General features: G+C 32.1%; 14 protein-coding genes and 1 pseudogene. 9 read left to right on the top strand and 6 right to left on the bottom strand.

The features are described from left to right. Window positions 1-82: 82 nt before the first annotated feature. Complete coding sequence (locus SAMSHR1132_RS08235) at window positions 83-1,357, bottom strand: S1C family serine protease (protein WP_001288767.1); 1,275 nt, start codon at window positions 1,355-1,357, stop codon at window positions 83-85. Between the two features lie 171 nt (window positions 1,358-1,528). Between SAMSHR1132_RS08235 and SAMSHR1132_RS08230 the strand changes: the two genes are divergently transcribed. From SAMSHR1132_RS08230 to SAMSHR1132_RS08220, 3 genes are all read left to right on the top strand, one after another. Continuing rightward, window positions 1,529-2,146 carry a lysophospholipid acyltransferase family protein gene (locus SAMSHR1132_RS08230; protein ID WP_000287591.1) on the top strand — a complete coding sequence of 206 codons (618 nt, stop codon included), beginning with the start codon at window positions 1,529-1,531 and terminating at the stop codon, window positions 2,144-2,146. A 120-nt stretch (window positions 2,147-2,266) separates the two neighbouring features. Next, entirely contained in the window at window positions 2,267-3,733 is a 1,467-nt protein-coding gene (gene nagE, locus SAMSHR1132_RS08225; RefSeq protein WP_000276376.1) for an N-acetylglucosamine-specific PTS transporter subunit IIBC, read from the top strand. 101 nt (window positions 3,734-3,834) lie between these two features. After that, on the top strand, window positions 3,835-4,965 hold the full coding sequence (locus SAMSHR1132_RS08220) for an HAD family hydrolase (protein WP_000721729.1): 1,131 nt from the start codon (window positions 3,835-3,837) through the stop codon (window positions 4,963-4,965). Between the two features lie 180 nt (window positions 4,966-5,145). Here the strand turns inward: SAMSHR1132_RS08220 and serA are convergent, their stop codons facing one another. Further along, window positions 5,146-6,750 carry a phosphoglycerate dehydrogenase gene (serA, locus tag SAMSHR1132_RS08215; RefSeq protein ID WP_000808854.1) on the bottom strand — a complete coding sequence of 535 codons (1,605 nt, stop codon included), beginning with the start codon at window positions 6,748-6,750 and terminating at the stop codon, window positions 5,146-5,148. Further along, a complete protein-coding gene (locus tag SAMSHR1132_RS08210) occupies window positions 6,737-7,897 on the bottom strand; it encodes a pyridoxal-phosphate-dependent aminotransferase family protein (protein ID WP_000291410.1) in 1,161 nt (386 codons plus the stop codon). The genes serA and SAMSHR1132_RS08210 overlap by 14 nt, the downstream gene beginning before the upstream one ends. A 614-nt stretch (window positions 7,898-8,511) precedes the next feature. Between SAMSHR1132_RS08210 and SAMSHR1132_RS08205 the strand changes: the two are divergent. Next, window positions 8,512-9,014, top strand: a pseudogene (locus tag SAMSHR1132_RS08205) (transposase); the annotation flags it as partial. 129 nt (window positions 9,015-9,143) lie between these two features. On the opposite strand, the gene SAMSHR1132_RS08200 reads toward SAMSHR1132_RS08205, so the two are convergent. Further along, on the bottom strand, window positions 9,144-9,590 hold the full coding sequence (locus SAMSHR1132_RS08200) for an OsmC family protein (RefSeq protein WP_000639150.1): 447 nt from the start codon (window positions 9,588-9,590) through the stop codon (window positions 9,144-9,146). A gap of 79 nt (window positions 9,591-9,669) precedes the next feature. On the opposite strand from SAMSHR1132_RS08200, the gene SAMSHR1132_RS08195 reads away from it, so the two are divergent. Beyond that, complete coding sequence (locus SAMSHR1132_RS08195) at window positions 9,670-10,413, top strand: glycerophosphodiester phosphodiesterase (RefSeq protein ID WP_000174462.1); 744 nt, start codon at window positions 9,670-9,672, stop codon at window positions 10,411-10,413. 200 nt (window positions 10,414-10,613) lie between these two features. On the opposite strand, the gene rpsD is transcribed toward SAMSHR1132_RS08195, so the two are convergent. Continuing rightward, window positions 10,614-11,216 (bottom strand): 30S ribosomal protein S4, encoded by a 603-nt coding sequence (gene rpsD, locus SAMSHR1132_RS08190; protein WP_000090508.1) that lies wholly within the window; start codon window positions 11,214-11,216, stop codon window positions 10,614-10,616. A 243-nt stretch (window positions 11,217-11,459) separates the two neighbouring features. Then, window positions 11,460-11,924, bottom strand: a complete 465-nt coding sequence (locus SAMSHR1132_RS08185; RefSeq protein WP_000207594.1) for a GAF domain-containing protein — start codon at window positions 11,922-11,924, stop codon at window positions 11,460-11,462. A gap of 136 nt (window positions 11,925-12,060) precedes the next feature. Between SAMSHR1132_RS08185 and ezrA the strand changes: the two genes are divergently transcribed. The 4 genes from ezrA to SAMSHR1132_RS08165 all read left to right on the top strand — a co-directional run bounded on the left by ezrA (window position 12,061) and on the right by SAMSHR1132_RS08165 (window position 17,336). Beyond that, window positions 12,061-13,755 carry a septation ring formation regulator EzrA gene (ezrA, locus tag SAMSHR1132_RS08180; protein WP_000244874.1) on the top strand — a complete coding sequence of 565 codons (1,695 nt, stop codon included), beginning with the start codon at window positions 12,061-12,063 and terminating at the stop codon, window positions 13,753-13,755. Between the two features lie 389 nt (window positions 13,756-14,144). Then, entirely contained in the window at window positions 14,145-15,293 is a 1,149-nt protein-coding gene (locus SAMSHR1132_RS08175) for a cysteine desulfurase family protein (RefSeq protein WP_096001344.1), read from the top strand. Then, window positions 15,293-16,516, top strand: coding sequence for a tRNA uracil 4-sulfurtransferase ThiI (thiI, locus tag SAMSHR1132_RS08170; RefSeq protein WP_000872641.1), 1,224 nt, complete (start codon window positions 15,293-15,295; stop codon window positions 16,514-16,516). The genes SAMSHR1132_RS08175 and thiI overlap by 1 nt, the downstream gene beginning before the upstream one ends. A gap of 43 nt (window positions 16,517-16,559) precedes the next feature. After that, the gene (locus SAMSHR1132_RS08165) at window positions 16,560-17,336 is read left to right on the top strand and encodes a sulfite exporter TauE/SafE family protein (RefSeq protein ID WP_000365331.1); all 777 of its coding nucleotides are present in this window, start codon (window positions 16,560-16,562) and stop codon (window positions 17,334-17,336) included. The last annotated feature ends 52 nt before the right edge of the window (window positions 17,337-17,388 follow it).

Genomic DNA, 17,388 nt, shown 5'->3' with positions numbered 1-17,388 from the left:
AACATTTGATGAGAAGACAATAAGAGCCCACTCAATTTATTCAAGTGAATATTGAGTGGGCTCAAAATTTTAATTTTATAGTTTATTTAAAGAAATCGCTATCGCCTTGGCCAGGTAATTGACGTTCAGTACGACTTTGACGTTTTGGTTGTTCTTTTTGTTGTTTTAATTTTACTTTAACTTCTTTAGACTTACCGTCTCTGATAACAGTTACTGTTACTGACTCACCAGGCTTTTTATTTTCATATAAATAGCTTCTTAAATCAACGTCGTCTTTAATTTTTTTACCATCAATTTCTGTAATAATATCTCCTTTTTTAAGGTCAATATCACTATCTGCTTTTGCGACGTAAATACCATCTTCTCTATCTGTATGAAGTTTTTCACGTTCTTCTTCAGGAATATCTTTTAAGTTAATTAACCCAATGCCAATAGAAGGTCGGTCAATTTTACCATGCTTTACAAGTTGTTCTATTGTTACTTTAACTTCGTTACTTGGAATAGCAAATCCGATACCTTCTACTTGAGTAGCAGCAATTTTCATGGAATTAATACCAACTAAATTACCATTTATATCAACTAAGGCACCGCCAGAGTTACCAGGGTTGATGGCAGCGTCTGTTTGTAAAACACTAACTTTCGTGTTTCCACCAGTTGTTTCAGCGTCTATTGTACGTTCATTAGCAGAAATAATACCTGATGTTACTGAGTTAGCAAATTGTAATCCAAGTGGGTTACCCATTGCGAACACGCTGTCACCAGTTTGTACTTTTGACGAATTAGCAAACTGAATCGCTTTAATACCTTTTGTATTTTCAATTTTAAGCACAGCAATATCAGTAACGGCATCTTTACCAACTAATTTCGCTTTAACTTGTTTTTTATTATGTAATTGAACTTTAATTTCACTTGCGCCATCGATAACATGATTATTTGTCACAATATAAGCTGAATTGTTATTTATTTGATAAATAACACCTGAACCGACACCCGCTTCAGACGGCTTTGATGATTTTCCTTTTAATAAGTCATCGACACTTGAAGCTTTCTGCATATTTATAACACCAACAATTGCAGGAGAGACAGATTTTATCATTTCGTGAACGGAACCGAATTTTTTGCTTTGACTGTCTAATTGATTACCTCCTTTAGTGTTGGTAGTCTGTACTGTTGAACCATCTTTATTTAAAATAGTACTGCTTAAAACTTTTCCTATACCAAGAACAAGAAGTGCACCAATAATTCCGGCGATTAATGCTACGATTACAGTTTTAAACCATGGGAATTTTGGTTTTCTGTATCTAGGTGATTGATTATGATTTGATGTACTATAATCTGATTGATTAAATTCTGACATACTTAACCTCCATTATATAATTTATATATAGTTTAATTATGTCTGTTTTTTACAATTAAAGCTAGTAATTCACTATACAACTTTAGATGTATTTTCAGACTGTCTTGTTCTAGTAAAAATATAGTGATAAAATCTAGTTGTTATAAACAAATAAGTTAAGTAGGTGGCACAATGTATTCAGTGATTAGTAAGATTTTGAATTTTATTTTAGTGAAAATGTCAAAATCATTATACGTAATCGGTAAGGATAATATTCCAAAAGATAGTAAGTACGTCGTAACATGTACACATGAAAGTTACAATGAAGTAATTATGCTTGGAATGGCGTTATATCCAAATCAAATCCATTATATGGCTAAAAAGGAATTATTTAAAAATAAATGGATAGGTAAATTTTTAACTTCTTTAAATGCTTTTCCTGTTGATCGTGAAAATCCAGGGCCGAGTACTTTGAAACGACCAATCAATTTATTGAAAGAACACAAAACTGTTGGTATTTTCCCAACAGGTTCTCGTACTTCACAAGAAGGCGCACCTCTTAAACGTGGTGCATCGACAATTGCGATGTTAAGTAAATCACCAATATTACCGGTTGCTTATGTTGGACCGACAAAAATTCATGGTCTTTTAACGGGACAAGCATACATAAATATTGGTAAACCGATTGATATTAACGATTTACCGAAAGATCTTAAGAGAAATGAGCGTATTGATTACATTACAAAAGAAATTGAAGCACAAACTGCAAAATTACAACAAGAATTGCATGAAATTGTAAAAAGTTTATAAAATAACTTGAGGTAGGAATATAGCTGGTTAGTATATCTAGATAACTGAGCATTGATTTAGTTATTCTCAGTAGATTAGTAATCTATATATTTCTACCTTATTTAAAAGGAATGACATTCAATGTATAAATTTTTCCAAAATTTAGGGCGTTCGTTAATGTTACCAGTTGCCATTTTACCAGCTGCTGCAATTATTGCTGGGGTTGGTAATACATTAAATGCACTACATGTGACGCCCAAAATAGCTATGTTTTTTACAACTGTAGGTACTACAATTTTAGAGCAACTAGGTATTTTGTTTGCTATTGGTGTAGCCATTGGAATGGCGAAGAAAAATGATGGTGCCGTGGCACTTGCGGCTACTCTAGGTTATTTTTTAGTGACAGTTGTATTATCACCAATGAAATTAGCCCCATTATTAGGAATGAAGGCATCGGAAATAAATTCAGCATTTGAAAAAATGAATAACGGTAATGTGTTTGTTGGTATTGTGATTGGTTTAATAGCAGCATATACATACAACAAGTTTAGTGAAACAGAATTACCATTAGCACTTTCATTTTTTAGTGGTAAACGCTTAGTACCAATTATGACAGCTTTTTACTGTACATTTTTAGTTGTCATATTATTATTTTTATGGCCAATATTATACACATGGATTGTGAAGTTTGGTGAGTCAATCGTTGGTTTAGGATCATTTGGTGCTTTTATTTATGGTGTGGCGAACCGATTATTAATACCAACAGGATTGCATCATGCGCTCAATAGTGTGTTTTGGTTCGATACAATTGGTATTAATGATATTGGTAAATTTCAAAGTGGTAAAGATGCTGTAAAAGGTATTACTGGACGTTATCAAGCAGGTTTCTTTCCAATAATGATGTTTGGTATTCCTGCAGCAGCCTTAGCAATGTATCATACAGCTAAATCAACACAGAAAAAACAAGTTTATGGATGGTTCCTTGCTAGTTCGGTTGCGGCATTCTTCGTTGGTGTGACAGAACCGATTGAGTTTGCATTTATGTTTGTTGCGCCAATTCTATATGTTGTACATGCATTATTAACTGGCTTATCACTATTTATTGCAGCAAGTTTCCATTGGACAGCTGGCTTTTCATTTAGTGCAGGACTCATTGATTATGTATTATCTTTGATTAATCCTGTATCCAATCATCCTCTAATGTTACTCGTTCAAGGGGTTGTATTCTTTATTTTATACTATGTTATTTTCCGTGTAGTAATCCAAGTATTCAATTTAAATACAATAGGTAGAGGCGAAAATGAATTAATTGATCCAACTGTTGGGAAAGAAAATATTGCGCCAGGTGAAAATGATGTGAATAGAAGTAAATATTATCATCATGCTGTTCAAATACTTGAAGGTTTAGGTGGCAAAGAAAATATCATTAGTTTAACGAACTGTGCAACAAGGTTACGATTAGAGTTAAATGATACTTCAATAGTTGATCAGCAGAAGATTAAAAATGCTGGAGCAGTTGGTGTGACATTGAATGGACAACATTCAACACAAGTAATTATAGGTACACATGTGCAACAAATTGCTGATGAAATTGAAAAACAATTATAAATTTAATTTAAGCGCAGATCCTGTTTCAAAAGGGGTTTGCGCTTTTTTAAGCCAAATAGTAGAATGATTTATATCTGAATTTTCAGAAATGGAGTGGGATTATGAAAAAGATTTTATTTGATGTAGATGGTGTCTTTTTAAGTGAAGAACGTTGCTTTGATGTCTCTGCATTAACTGTTTATGAACTATTAATGGATAAACAATTTTTGGGACTTCATTCACATATAGATTGGGAGACTATAAATGACAATAACATTCAAGAAATTAGAAAAAAAGTTTTTCAGGATGATAAAGTTTTAAATAAGTTAAAATCACTAGGTTTGAACTCGAATTGGGATATGTTATTTATTGTTTTTAGTTTACACTTAATAGATGTTTTAAAAAAATTATCACATGAAGATGTAATATCATTTCTGTATTTTAATGAATCGGTAGAGTTAAAATTATCAAGAATTAAAGAGCAGTTAAAAGAACCATTTATTTTAAATGAGGAATTACCTTTAAACTTCTTAAACCATGTTAAAGATGGTAAAAACAATATTTATGCAGCTTTGGAAAATTTTGCAAAATCACAATTACAAATTTCTGATGCATCATTATTCAATTTAAAGGGTGCATTGTGGACGTTAGCTCAAGAAGTGTATCAAGAGTGGTATTTAGGCTCGAAATTATTTGAAGAAGTTGAAAAGAAAACCGCTCGAACAACATTTAAATCAGGTTATATTTATCAAGAGATTATATTGAGACCAGTAGAAGAGATAAAATCACTGTTAAATGATTTAAGAGAAGCTGGATATGAATTAGGTATTGCTACTGGTCGTCCATATACTGAAACTGTTGTTCCATTTGAAAGTTTAGGATTGTTAAAGTATTTTAAAGCAAATCATATTGCAACAGCAAGTGATGTGTTAGAAGCGGAAAACATGTTTGTTCATGCGCAACCATTAGGTAAGCCGAATCCTTTCAGTTATATTGCAGCTTTATATGGTAATGAACAAGATAAATATGAGTCATATATCAATAATCAAGACAACATTGTAAATAAATCCGATGTGTTTATTGTAGGGGATTCATTAGCCGATTTATTAAGTGCTCAAAAAATAGGCGCAACATTTATTGGTACATTAACTGGTTTGAAAGGAAAAGATGCAGCCGAAGAGTTGAAATCACATCATGCAGACTATATCATTGATTATTTAGGAGAAATAAAAAACGTACTTAAAGATATGTAACATTTTCGACATTGAAAATGGATGTATCGACTCATTTGTAAGGGGAAATTTATAAATAAAAAGATGCCAAGAAGCTATGGATGGTGTTGTACTGGACTCCAAAAGTTGGACTAAAAATCTGACTTTTAGATTAGCACAGCAGTTCCATATATTCTTGGCATTTTAATTTGTGTCAAAGGTTTATATTTGTACTGTTAGTTCAGTTGTAAAGATTTGATTATAATCTCCAACTTGTTTAAGTTCTTTTATAATTTCATTTGATACAGGTTGGTCAACAGATAAAATCATGAGTGCGTCTCCACCAGCTTCCGTTCGACCAAGAGTCATAGAAGCAATATTAATATTATATTCACCTAATAATGCACCAGTTTTTCCAACCATACCAGGTGTATCATTATGATAAGACACGATTTGATATTGATTAGGTTTTAAATCAACAGAGAAATTATTAATACGAACGATTCTTGGACCGAAACCAGTAAAGACAGAAGCACCTACCTTAACAGAATCTGTGTCATTTGAAAGTTCCACTTCTAAGTAATTGCTAAAACCAGTTTCAGATTTGTTGTTTTCAATATTTAATGTTACTTGTTGTTGGTTTAATAGCATTAAAGCATTGATAATATTGACTTCAGGACCTAAATCATCTTTTAAAATATGTGTAACAATCGTACGCGTTAATAAACTACTGTCGATGGAAGCTAAATCGCCGCCGTATGTAATTTTAATTGAACTAGGTGCATTGTGCATAAGTTGAATAGCTAATTCACCAACTGTTTGGCTTAAATTAATAAACGACTTAACAGTATCATCTATACTACTTAAATCCATTTTTGGTGCATTTACAGCATGTGTGACAGTTCCATCAACTAATATTTCTATAATTTCATTTGAAACAGAAATCGCTACTTTTTCTTGGGCTTCTACCGTTGATGCTCCTAAGTGTGGTGTGACAATGATTTTCTCATGTTCAACAAGTGGAGAGTCTGTTGCAGGCTCATGTTCGAAGACATCGATAGCTGCACGGCTAATTTGACCTTCATCTAAAGCAGTGATTAATGCTTTTTCATCAATAATTCCTCCACGTGCTACATTGATAATTTGTAAATTTGGTTTTGCTTTTGCAAAGAATTCAGCATTAATTAAGCCTTTTGTTTTAGGAGTTAATGGTGTATGCAAAGTAATGAAATCAGACTGATGTGCGATTTCGTCAACTGTTGCCTTAGTAATATTTAAGGATTTAGCTTTTTCATCGGTTAAATATGGATCAAATGCTAAAATTTTCATGCCAAAACTTTGTGCGCGTTTGGCTACACCTAAACCAATTCGACCAGCTCCAATCACTCCTAATGTTTTATGATACAGTTCAGTACCTTTAAAAGCATTACGATTCCATTCTTTATTTGTTAACGATTGGTGTGCTTGTGGGATATTACGAGCCATAGCTAATAACATAGCTAAGGAATGTTCAGTTGCGGATATCGTATTACCATCAGGCGCATTAATAACTAATATACCTTTTAATGTCGCTGCATCAATATTAATATTATCTACACCAACACCAGCACGAGCGATTACTTTTAAAGAGTCGGCCGCTTGTATAATACTTTCTGTAACATTAGTCTGACTGCGAACGATTAAAGCATGATAATTTGGTATAATTTCAATCAATGCTTCTTCAGATAATCCAGTTTTAATATCTACATTAAATTGTTCGTGATCTAACAATGATTTTATACCATCATTAGAAATTGGATCTGCGACGAGTACGTTAAATTGCTTCATGAATGACCTCCATATATTTTGTAATGCCTTTGCCGATATAATTAACTTTACGATATTCTGTTAAGATAATTTCTAAAGCAGATACAACGGTTAAAATATCAAAAGGACTAATTTTACCCATATGACCAATTCTTAAAATTTCTCCTTTGAGATGTCCTTGTCCGCCTGCGATTGTGATTTTAAAACGATTTTTAAGTTCATCTTTTATAACTTTTACTTCATCATTTGTATTTGGCCTAAAAGCAGTTACTGTAGGTGAAGCATTTTCATCATTAACAAGTAAAGTTAAATCTAGTGATTTTAAGGCGCTTCTTAGAGCATTTCTTATTGCGTAATGACGAGCAATGACATGATTAAATCCTTCTGACTTTACAGTTTCCACATATGCATTAATGCCTCTAAATAATGAAACGTTTGGTGTGAATGGTGTAGAATTATCTGCTTGTGATGAAATATATTTATTTAAATCTAAGTAAAATCTTGGTGTTGTTACTTCTTTAAATCTTTCTTTTGCACGATGACTATATGCGACAAAAGCTAAACCAGGAGGTAACATAATCGCTTTTTGGCTTCCTGAAACCAGTACATCGATTTTATCTTTAGTAATGTCAACATCGACGGCACCAATGCAGCTCACACCATCAACGACAAAATAAATATTTTTATTGAATGCGTGTATTGCATTACCTAATTCGTTAATAGGATGTAGTACTGTCGTAGAAGTCTCGCAATATTGAGAAAAAATAGCTTTAATATCAACACTTAATGTAGACAAGTAGTTAATAAAATCTTTGACATTAACAGCTTCTCCCCAAGTGACGTCGTAAATATGTACATTTTTAAAGTAAGTTTGTGCAATTTGTTTGAAACGATTACCAAATGCACCAGATACAATTACTACGAAATGCTCATCAGGATTTACAATATTTAACATACTTGCTTCCAATACGCTTGTACCACTTGATGTTAATACAAGTACATCGTTTTGACTTCCAAAAATAGGTTTTAATCCTTGATATGCTTGTTGTGCAATGTCTTCAAAATCTTTTGAACGATGACCAACCATAGGTGCTTGAATTTCTTTCATAATGGCATCCGGAACAGGAGTAGGGCCAGGTGTTAATAACAACGGTTGATGATAATACATTTATATGCCTCCTATAAATAAGATTTCACTATTTTAGCAAATTTTCTGAAAATTTAAAAGCCTAAAAAGAAGACGAACATGAAAGAGAAATCGAAGTCCTAGCATCTACAATGTTATATAGGCAGAAGCTGACAAAAAGAAAAAGCAAACATAACAAGCTATATTGAATTCAAAGCGGGGGCCCAACATAGAAGCTGACAAAAAGTCAGCTTACAATAATGTGCAAGTTGGGGGTTGCCCACAACATAGAGAATTTCAAGAAGAAATACTGCAGATGAGGCTGGGACATAAGTCCCTATAAAAACAGCAGTAAGATAATTTTCAATTAGAAAATATCTTACTGCTGTTCTCTATTTATACAATACTTCGTATTGAATGGCTTCGCTTTCCTAGGGTGCCGTCTCAGCCTCGGTCTTCGACTGGCACTGCTCCCTCAGGAGTCTCGCCATTAATACTACGTATTAACATGTAATTTTACTTTGAAATACTTTAAAAAAATAAGACACTTTGTCCAACATGCACATAAATGTAAAATTCAATAACATGAATTTTCTGTGTTGGGTCCCTTCGTATAATTTAATAAATACCACTAAACTAAATTAACGAGGTGCCTTATGTATAAAAATTACAACATGACTCAACTTACACTACCAATAGAAACTTTTGTTAGAATTCCTCAAAATGATATTTCGCGATATGTTAATAAAATTGTTGAAACGATACCTTATAGCGAATTCGATGAATTCAGACACCATCGTGGTGCAACATCCTTGATGTTAAAAATCATCTTATATGCATATACTCAATCTGTATTTTCTGGTCGTAGAATAGAGAAATTACTTCATGACAGTATTCGAATGATGTGGTTAGCTCAAGATCAAACACCTTCTTATAAAACTATTAATCGTTTTAGAGTGAATCCTAATACTGATGCGTTAATTGAATCTTTATTTATTCAGTTCCATAGTCAATGTTTAAAGCAAAATCTTATTGATGATAATTCAATTTTTATTGATGGTACAAAAGTAGAAGCTAGTGCCAATATATATATACATTTGTGTGGAAGAAAAGTATTCAAAATCACGAATCGAAATTGAACGAAAATTCTAAAGCGATTATATCGCATGAGTTTTACTCATGCTTGAAGTACACATTATCTGTGACGAATGTGTAAGAACCACTACATAATAAATCATTATTGGTTCTTTATCATTTCCATTCCACTTTAGCTTCTGCTTCTGAATTTTTAAGGGGTTAATATGTCAGGTTGAATTTCGATTTCAATATTGTTTCTTATTGCATTTGAAATCATACAGTTGTTATCGGCAATTTCCAACAACTTTGGTAATCTTTTTTGTAATTGGTCTTTTTGATCATTTGAAATATATATTTGGGGATAGTGGACAATCTTAACCATACTGAATTTCCCATTTTCCAAACAAGCTGTACCTACTGACTGTTGTTCTATCATTACATTAGTAAATTTTGCACGTTCGAGGACAGCAGCTAATGAAATAATGTAACATGATGAAGCTGCCGAAACTAACATTTCATCGGGGTTAGTACCGATACCTATACCACCTAATGAAGCTGGAATGGAAATTTTTTCAGTAAGAACATCACCTTTAACTGTTCCAGCGTTGTTACGTCCACCTTGCCAAGATGTTTGAACTTTAAAATCATGATAAATCAAATGCTTTTACCTCCTAAAATAATATGATAGTTTAAGTTTAGATTAGATTGATACAGTTTTACAGAAAGGTGACTTATATATGACTTTGAATTATCAAAAAGATACCTTGCAAATTGTTTCGCATCGTGGATTGCCGAATGCATTTCCTGAAAATACAATGGCTGGTTATCGAAAAGTAATGGAACTTAATGTTGATATGTTAGAAATTGATGTTCACTTAACGAAAGATCAACAGCTTGTTGTCATTCATGATGAAACAATTGATCGTACATCAAATGGAAAAGGCCGTATAGCCAACTATACTTTACCAGAACTAAAAACATTTGATTTTGGTAGTTATAAAGACATTAAGTTTAAAGGGGAACAAATACCAACTTTAGATGAAGTGATTGAATTATGCTTAAAGTTTCAGAAAAAGTTGTTGATTGAAATAAAAAAGCCGAATTTATATCCAGGAATAGAGCGTAAATTGTTAGCAATTTTAAAAAATTGGGGAATTGATTCATCACAAGTGATTATCCAATCTTTTGACATAAGTTGTATTGAACGATTATTTGAATTAAGTTGTGAATATGAATTAGGTGTACTTTGCAGTAAACGTAAATATTGGTATAAAAAGCCAAACTATTCAAAGATTTCTCAAATTGCAAGCTATGTTAATCCTAATTATGCTTTAGTGACTAGAAAATTCGTTGAGGAAGCACACCGTTATCATTTGAAAGTCATGCCTTACACTGTAAATAAATCTAGCATTGCTAAAAAATTATTAAAGTATGGGGTAGATGGTTTGATTACAGATGAACCTGAAAAGATTTTGAAGTGATTAACTTATAGGATGGTATATCAGTTTCCACATGTGAAACTAACTCGATTTATTTTTTAAGTAAGCATAGATAAGTAAATACATGAAAGGGCGGTATTTAATACACAAACATAGAGATAAGATAATTCCGATTGAAGTAAATGATTAAAATAAAGTACAAAAAAAACATCCACAAAAGTGGATGTTTGAAATGAACGATATTATCTTGAGTAGTACTCAACGATTAATTGTTCGTTAATTTCAGCAGGTAATTCGCTACGTTCTGGTAAACGTACGAAAGTACCAGTTAAGCTATCTGCATCAAAGTTTAAGTATTCAGGTACGAAATTATTAATTTCAACTGATTCAACGATGATGTTTAATTTTTGAGATTTTTCACGAACTGAAATTGTTTGACCAGGTTTAACAGAATAAGATGGGATATCAACACGTTTACCATCTACTAAGATATGACCGTGGTTAACTAATTGACGTGCTTGACGACGAGTACGAGCTAAACCTAATGCATATACAACAGCGTCTAAACGACTTGCTAATAAGATCATGAAGTTTTCACCGTGTACACCGAATTTTTTACCAGCGATGTCAAATGTGTTACGGAATTGTCTTTCAGTCATTCCATATAAGTAACGTAATTTTTGTTTTTCACGTAATTGTAAACCATATTCTGATAATTTTTTACGTTGGTTTGGACCATGTTGTCCTGGTGCGTAAGGACGTTTTTCTAATTCTTTACCAGTACCACTTAAAGAGATACCTAAACGACGAGATTTTTTCCAGTTTGAACCTCTGAATCGAGCCATAATAAGACTCCTCCTTTAAATTCTTTTTTGTTGTTATGAATAAACAAAAAAGAGTGTTGCATGCTTACTAAGATATATTGTTTTATGTGTCTTCACCTTATAGCGACAGTTACGTGACACGTCCGCATTGGGAACAACATAGCGCTCAATAATATACAACTGCTACTTTCGTTAATTCACACAAAGATTATTGTAACATTTTCCTAGAAAGTGTCAATACTTTATTATGAATCTTGTCTTTATTTAAACCAATTGTCGTTCGATTATTTTAACAATTGCTTCAAGATGTTCTTGATCATTTTCGTCAAAGCGATTTGTAATTGGTGCATCGATATCTAATACGCCAATAATTTCATCACCTTTGAAAATCGGGATAACGATTTCTGATTTACTATTGGCATCACAAGCGATATGACCTTCAAATTGATGGACGTCAGCAACAACTTGTGTGCGACGTTCAGAAACTGCTGTTCCACATACACCTTTACCAATTGGTATATGAACACAAGCAGGGTGTCCTTGGAAAGGACCGAGTATAAGTTCATCTTGTTCTTTTAAATAAAATCCGACCCAATTAATTTGATCTAAATTGTCGTTTAACAATGCAGACATATTACTCAAAATAGCAATGATATGATGTTCATCTTCAATTAAACTTGCAGTTTGTTTCTTTAATAATGCGTAATTTGTTGGCTTAATTGTTGTCATATTTAAAACCTCTTATTTTCATGGATTTTATAATAGTATAGAATTTCGAAAATATTATGGCAATAAATTCATTTTATAATTTATCCTTAAGCAAAATTACGTTATAATAGTAATGATAAATTAGGAGGAGAAGCATATGGTGTTATATATCATTTTGGCAATAATTGTGATTATATTGATTGCTGTAGGTGTATTGTTCTATTTACGTTCTAATAAAAGACAGATCATTGAAAAAACAATTGAACGTAAAAATGAAATTGAAACGTTACCTTTTGATCAAAACCTTGCACAATTATCTAAGTTGAATTTAAAAGGTGAAACAAAAACGAAATACGATGCAATGAAAAAGGACAACGTAGAGAGTACAAATAAGTATCTAGCTCCTGTGGAAGAAAAAATCCATAATGCCGAGGCTTTACTAGATAAATTTAGTTTCAATGCGTCCCAAACTGAAATTGACGATGCAAATGAATTGTTAGATAGCTATGAACAAAGTTATCAACAACAATTGGAAGATGTAAACGAAATTATTGCGTTATATAAAGATAATGATGAATTATATGATAAATGTAAAGTCGATTATCGAGAAATGAAACGTGATGTATTAGCGAATCGCCATCAATTTGGTGAGGCAGCAAGTTTACTTGAAACTGAAATTGAAAAGTTTGAGCCAAAGTTAGAGCAATTTGAAGTTCTTAAAGTTGATGGTAATTATGTACAAGCGCACAACCATATAGCTGCCTTGAATGAACAGATGAAACAGCTGAGATCATATATGGAAGAAATACCGGAATTAATTAGAGAAACACAAAAAGAATTACCTGGTCAATTCCAAGATTTAAAATATGGTTGTCGTGATCTTAAAGTAGAAGGATATGACCTTGATCACGTAAAAGTAGATAGTACGTTACAAAGTTTGAAAACTGAACTTAGCTTCGTTGAACCGCTTATCAGTCGTTTAGAATTGGAAGAAGCGAATGATAAATTAGCTCACATTAATGATAAGTTAGATGACATGTATGATTTAATTGAACATGAAGTTAAAGCTAAAAATGATGTTGAGGAAACAAAAGATATCATTACTGATAACTTATTTAAAGCTAAAGACATGAACTATACGTTACAAACTGAAATTGAATATGTACGTGAAAGCTACTATATTAATGAATCTGATGCACAAAGTGTTCGTCAATTTGAAAATGAAATTCAAAGTTTGATTTCTGTGTACGATGATATTTTAAAAGAAATGTCTAAATCAGCTGTACGATATAGTGAAGTTCAAGACAACTTACAATATCTTGAGGATCATGTCACAGTAATTAATGAAAAACAAGAAAAGCTTCAAAACCATCTTATTCAATTACGTGAGGATGAAGCAGAAGCAGAAGATAATTTATTACGTGTACAATCAAAGAAAGAAGAAGTATATCGCCGATTACTTGCTTCTAATTTAACAAGTGTGCCAGAAAGATTTATCATTATGAAAAATGAAATCGATCATGAAGTTCGTGACGTGAATGAACAATTTAGTGAGCGTCCAATACATGTTAAACAATTAAAAGATAAAGTATCTAAAATAGTTATACAAATGAATACATTTGAAGATGAAGCAAACGATGTACTCGTTAACGCTGTTTATGCTGAGAAACTAATTCAATATGGAAACAGATATCGTAAAGATTATAGCAATGTAGATAAAAGCTTGAATGAAGCTGAAAGATTGTTTAAAAATAATCGCTATAAACGTGCGATAGAAATTTCAGAACAAGCACTTGAAAGTGTGGAACCTGGCGTTACCAAACATATTGAAGAAGAAGTTATTAAACAATAGAAGATTATATAAATACGTATTAGTCAAATTATGAGAAGTTAAGTAACTATACTAGTTGCTTAACTTCTTTTTTTGAGTGTGCCTGTTTAGCATAGCCAACAAGGCAGATTTTATATTCTGTGTGATTGTTTACACCCACAGAATAAAATAGTTGAAAATTTCAATATTATCACTGCGACTTTTTAATTGAAGTGTAATTTAACACTAGGATAAATTCTACATGTCTATGCTTTCCAAATTATAAATAAAATCATTTAAGGGCTATTTTTATTGTAATTAAATAAGTAGAAATATGATTAATTTACCTGATAACCTTTATTTTTTGTGTGATAATAGTATAATGCTTGAGTAAAAACAATTTTAAACGATTGATGATTAATGAAAGAGAAGTGTTTATTTTGATATATCTAGATAATGCGGCAACCACGAAAGCATTTGAAGAAGTGTTAGATACTTATTTAAAAGTAAATCAATCAATGTATTTTAATCCTAGTAGTCCGCATAAAGCTGGTTTACAAGCAGATCAATTACTACAGCAAGCGAAAGTTCAAATTAATAATATGGTTAATGCCAATAAGAATTATGATGTTGTGTTCACAAGCGGAGCTACAGAGTCAAATAATATTGCACTGAAAGGCGTCGCTTATCGCAAATTTGATACAGCAAATGTAATTATTACATCGGTATTGGAACATCCATCTGTATTAGAAGTTGTAAGATATTTGGAGGAACGCGAAGGATTTAAAGTGAAATATGTTGATGTGACGAAAGACGGAAGTATTGATTTACAACACTTTAATGAATTAATGTCTGACAAAGTCGGTTTAGTTACTTGTATGTACGTAAATAATGTAACTGGTCAAATTCAACCAATTGCTGAAATGGCTGAAATTTTAAAACAATATCCAAAAGTACACTTTCATGTGGATGCTGTGCAGGCATTTGGAAAAATCCCGGTAGATTTTAAAAATGTGGATAGCCTCAGTTTAAGTGGTCATAAATTTAATGGCTTAAAAGGGCAAGGTGTATTGTTAGTTAACCATATACAAAATATCGAGCCAATTATTCAAGGCGGTGGCCAGGAGTATGGTGTAAGAAGCGGTACAATCAATTTACCTAGCGATATTGCTTTAGTTAAAGCAATGAAAATAGCAAATGATAATCGTGAATCTTTGCACACTTATGTAGCGTCTTTAAATAAAGATATTAGGGAATTCGTCGAATCTTTTAGAGGTGTATATATAAATTCAGCTATAAATGGTTCGCCATTTATTTTAAACATTAGTTTTCCTGGTGTGAAAGGCGAAGTGCTTGTAAATGCATTTTCAAAATATGACATTATGGTATCAACAACTAGTGCTTGCTCATCGAAGCGTAATAAATTAAATGAAGTACTGACTGCAATGGGGTTATCAGATAAAGCAATTGAAGGTAGTATTCGATTATCATTTGGTGCCACTACAACTAAAGAAGATATTGAAAAATTTAAAGAAACATTCATCATAATTTATGAGGAAATTAAGGAGTTGCTTAAATAATGAAGTATGACCATTTGCTTGTTAGGTATGGAGAACTAACATTAAAAGGTTCAAATAGAAAGAAATTTGTAAATCAATTAAGAAATAACGTTCATCAATCTTTAAAAGGTCTTGAAGGCTTTGTTGTAAAAGGTAAGCGAGACCGTATGTATATTGAATTAGAAGAACATGCTGATATACACGAAATCACGTATCGATTATCAAAAATTTTCGGTATTAAATCAATTAGTCCGGTTTTAAAAATTGAAAAAACTTTAGAAGCTATGAGTGAAGCAGCAATCAAATTTGCACAAACGTTCGATAATGGTAGTACGTTTAAAATTGATGTAAAGCGTGCCGATAAAAATTACCCAATGGATACGTATGAGTTGCAACGTGAATTGGGTGGTGCAGTTTTGAAGCAGATTGAAAATATCTCAGTTAATGTAAAGCGTCCAGATCACGAAATTAGAGTAGAAGTTAGATTAGATGCTATATACATGTATGAAGAAGTTGTACCAGGTGCAGGTGGCTTACCTGTAGGTACAGGTGGTAAAACTTTACTTATGTTATCAGGTGGAATTGATTCGCCAGTGGCTGGTATGGAAGTAATGAGACGCGGTGTAACGATTGAGGCCATTCATTTTCATAGCCCGCCATTTACAAGTGAACAAGCGAAAGAAAAAGTTATCGAACTTACACGTATTTTAGCCGAACGTGTTGGTCCAATTAAATTACACATTGTTCCATTTACAGAATTACAAAAACAAGTGAATAAAGTTGTTCATCCTAGATACACGATGACATCAACAAGACGTATGATGATGAGAGTTGCTGACAAATTAGTACATCAAATTGGTGCACTGGCTATTGTTAATGGTGAAAATTTAGGGCAAGTTGCAAGTCAAACACTTCATAGTATGTATGCAATTAATAATGTCACTTCTACACCTGTACTACGTCCTTTATTAACATATGATAAAGAAGAAATTATTGTGAAGTCTAAGGAAATTGGTACATTTGAAACATCAATCCAACCATTTGAAGATTGTTGTACGATTTTCACTCCAAAAAATCCAGTAACTGAACCAAACTTTGATAAAGTTGTTCAATACGAAAGCATTTTTGATTTTGAAGAAATGATTGATCGTGCAGTTGAAAATATTGAAACACTAGAAATTACTAGTGATTATAAAACTACAAAAGAACAACAAACAGACGAATTAATAAACGACTTTTTATAATTAAAATTAGAGACTAACAATAAACATAAGGGGATGTTTAACTGTGGATTTAAATTTAACGATGATTCTAATCATTATTGTCTTTGGTTTTATAGCAGCATTTATTGATTCAGTTGTAGGTGGTGGAGGTTTGATTTCAACGCCGGCGTTATTGGCAATAGGTTTGCCACCATCCATTGCATTAGGTACTAATAAATTAGCGAGTTCATTTGGTTCATTAACTAGTGCAATTAAGTTTTTAAGGTCAGGTAATGTAGATTTTAAGGTTGTAGTAAAGTTATTTGGTTTTGTATTTTTAGCATCTGCTAGTGGTGCTTTTATTGCAACAATGATACCATCGCAAGTATTAAAACCAATGATTATTGTTGCACTTTCATCAGTGTTTATTTTCACATTGTTAAAAAAAGATTGGGGTAATACTCGCACATTTACACATTTCACGTTCAAGAAAGCATTATTATTTGCTGGGTTATTTATTTTAATAGGCTTTTACGATGGTTTTGTTGGTGGCGGCACAGGGTCGTTTATGTTGTTTGTATTATTACTTTTTGGTTTTGATTTTTTGAGTGCTGCTGGGAATGCCAAAGTATTGAACTTTGCATCAAATATTGGTGCGCTTCTATTATTTATGATATTAGGTCAAGTAGACTATATTATAGGTTTAATTATGGCTTTAAGTATGATAGTTGGATCCTATGCTGGTGCTCATTTTGCGATTAAACAAGGTGTTAGTTATGTAAAAGTTTTATTCATTATTGTTACTGCGATTTTAATTTTAAAAAATGCTTTTGATTATATTCAACAATTTGTATCAAATTAAATTTTCTTTTGATTAATGCTTGGAAATTGTAATCTGACTTTTAATTGCGTAT

Origin of the sequence: Staphylococcus argenteus, from assembly GCF_000236925.1 — a bacterium.
GTDB classification, from domain to species: domain Bacteria; phylum Bacillota; class Bacilli; order Staphylococcales; family Staphylococcaceae; genus Staphylococcus; species Staphylococcus argenteus.
Note: the sequence above shows the minus strand (reverse complement) of the source record. Positions and strands in the feature narration are given on the sequence as shown.

Excerpts from the sequence above, each read along its gene's own strand:
- SAMSHR1132_RS08235 (WP_001288767.1), bottom strand. The coding sequence starts at position 1,357 with ATGTCAGAATTTAATCAATCAGATTATAGTACATCAAATCATAATCAA.
- SAMSHR1132_RS08230 (WP_000287591.1), top strand. The coding sequence starts at position 1,529 with ATGTATTCAGTGATTAGTAAGATTTTGAATTTTATTTTAGTGAAAATG.
- nagE (WP_000276376.1), top strand. The coding sequence starts at position 2,267 with ATGTATAAATTTTTCCAAAATTTAGGGCGTTCGTTAATGTTACCAGTT.
- SAMSHR1132_RS08220 (WP_000721729.1), top strand. The coding sequence starts at position 3,835 with ATGAAAAAGATTTTATTTGATGTAGATGGTGTCTTTTTAAGTGAAGAA.
- serA (WP_000808854.1), bottom strand. The coding sequence starts at position 6,750 with ATGAAGCAATTTAACGTACTCGTCGCAGATCCAATTTCTAATGATGGT.
- SAMSHR1132_RS08210 (WP_000291410.1), bottom strand. The coding sequence starts at position 7,897 with ATGTATTATCATCAACCGTTGTTATTAACACCTGGCCCTACTCCTGTT.
- SAMSHR1132_RS08195 (WP_000174462.1), top strand. The coding sequence starts at position 9,670 with ATGACTTTGAATTATCAAAAAGATACCTTGCAAATTGTTTCGCATCGT.
- rpsD (WP_000090508.1), bottom strand. The coding sequence starts at position 11,216 with ATGGCTCGATTCAGAGGTTCAAACTGGAAAAAATCTCGTCGTTTAGGT.
- SAMSHR1132_RS08185 (WP_000207594.1), bottom strand. The coding sequence starts at position 11,924 with ATGACAACAATTAAGCCAACAAATTACGCATTATTAAAGAAACAAACT.
- ezrA (WP_000244874.1), top strand. The coding sequence starts at position 12,061 with ATGGTGTTATATATCATTTTGGCAATAATTGTGATTATATTGATTGCT.
- thiI (WP_000872641.1), top strand. The coding sequence starts at position 15,293 with ATGAAGTATGACCATTTGCTTGTTAGGTATGGAGAACTAACATTAAAA.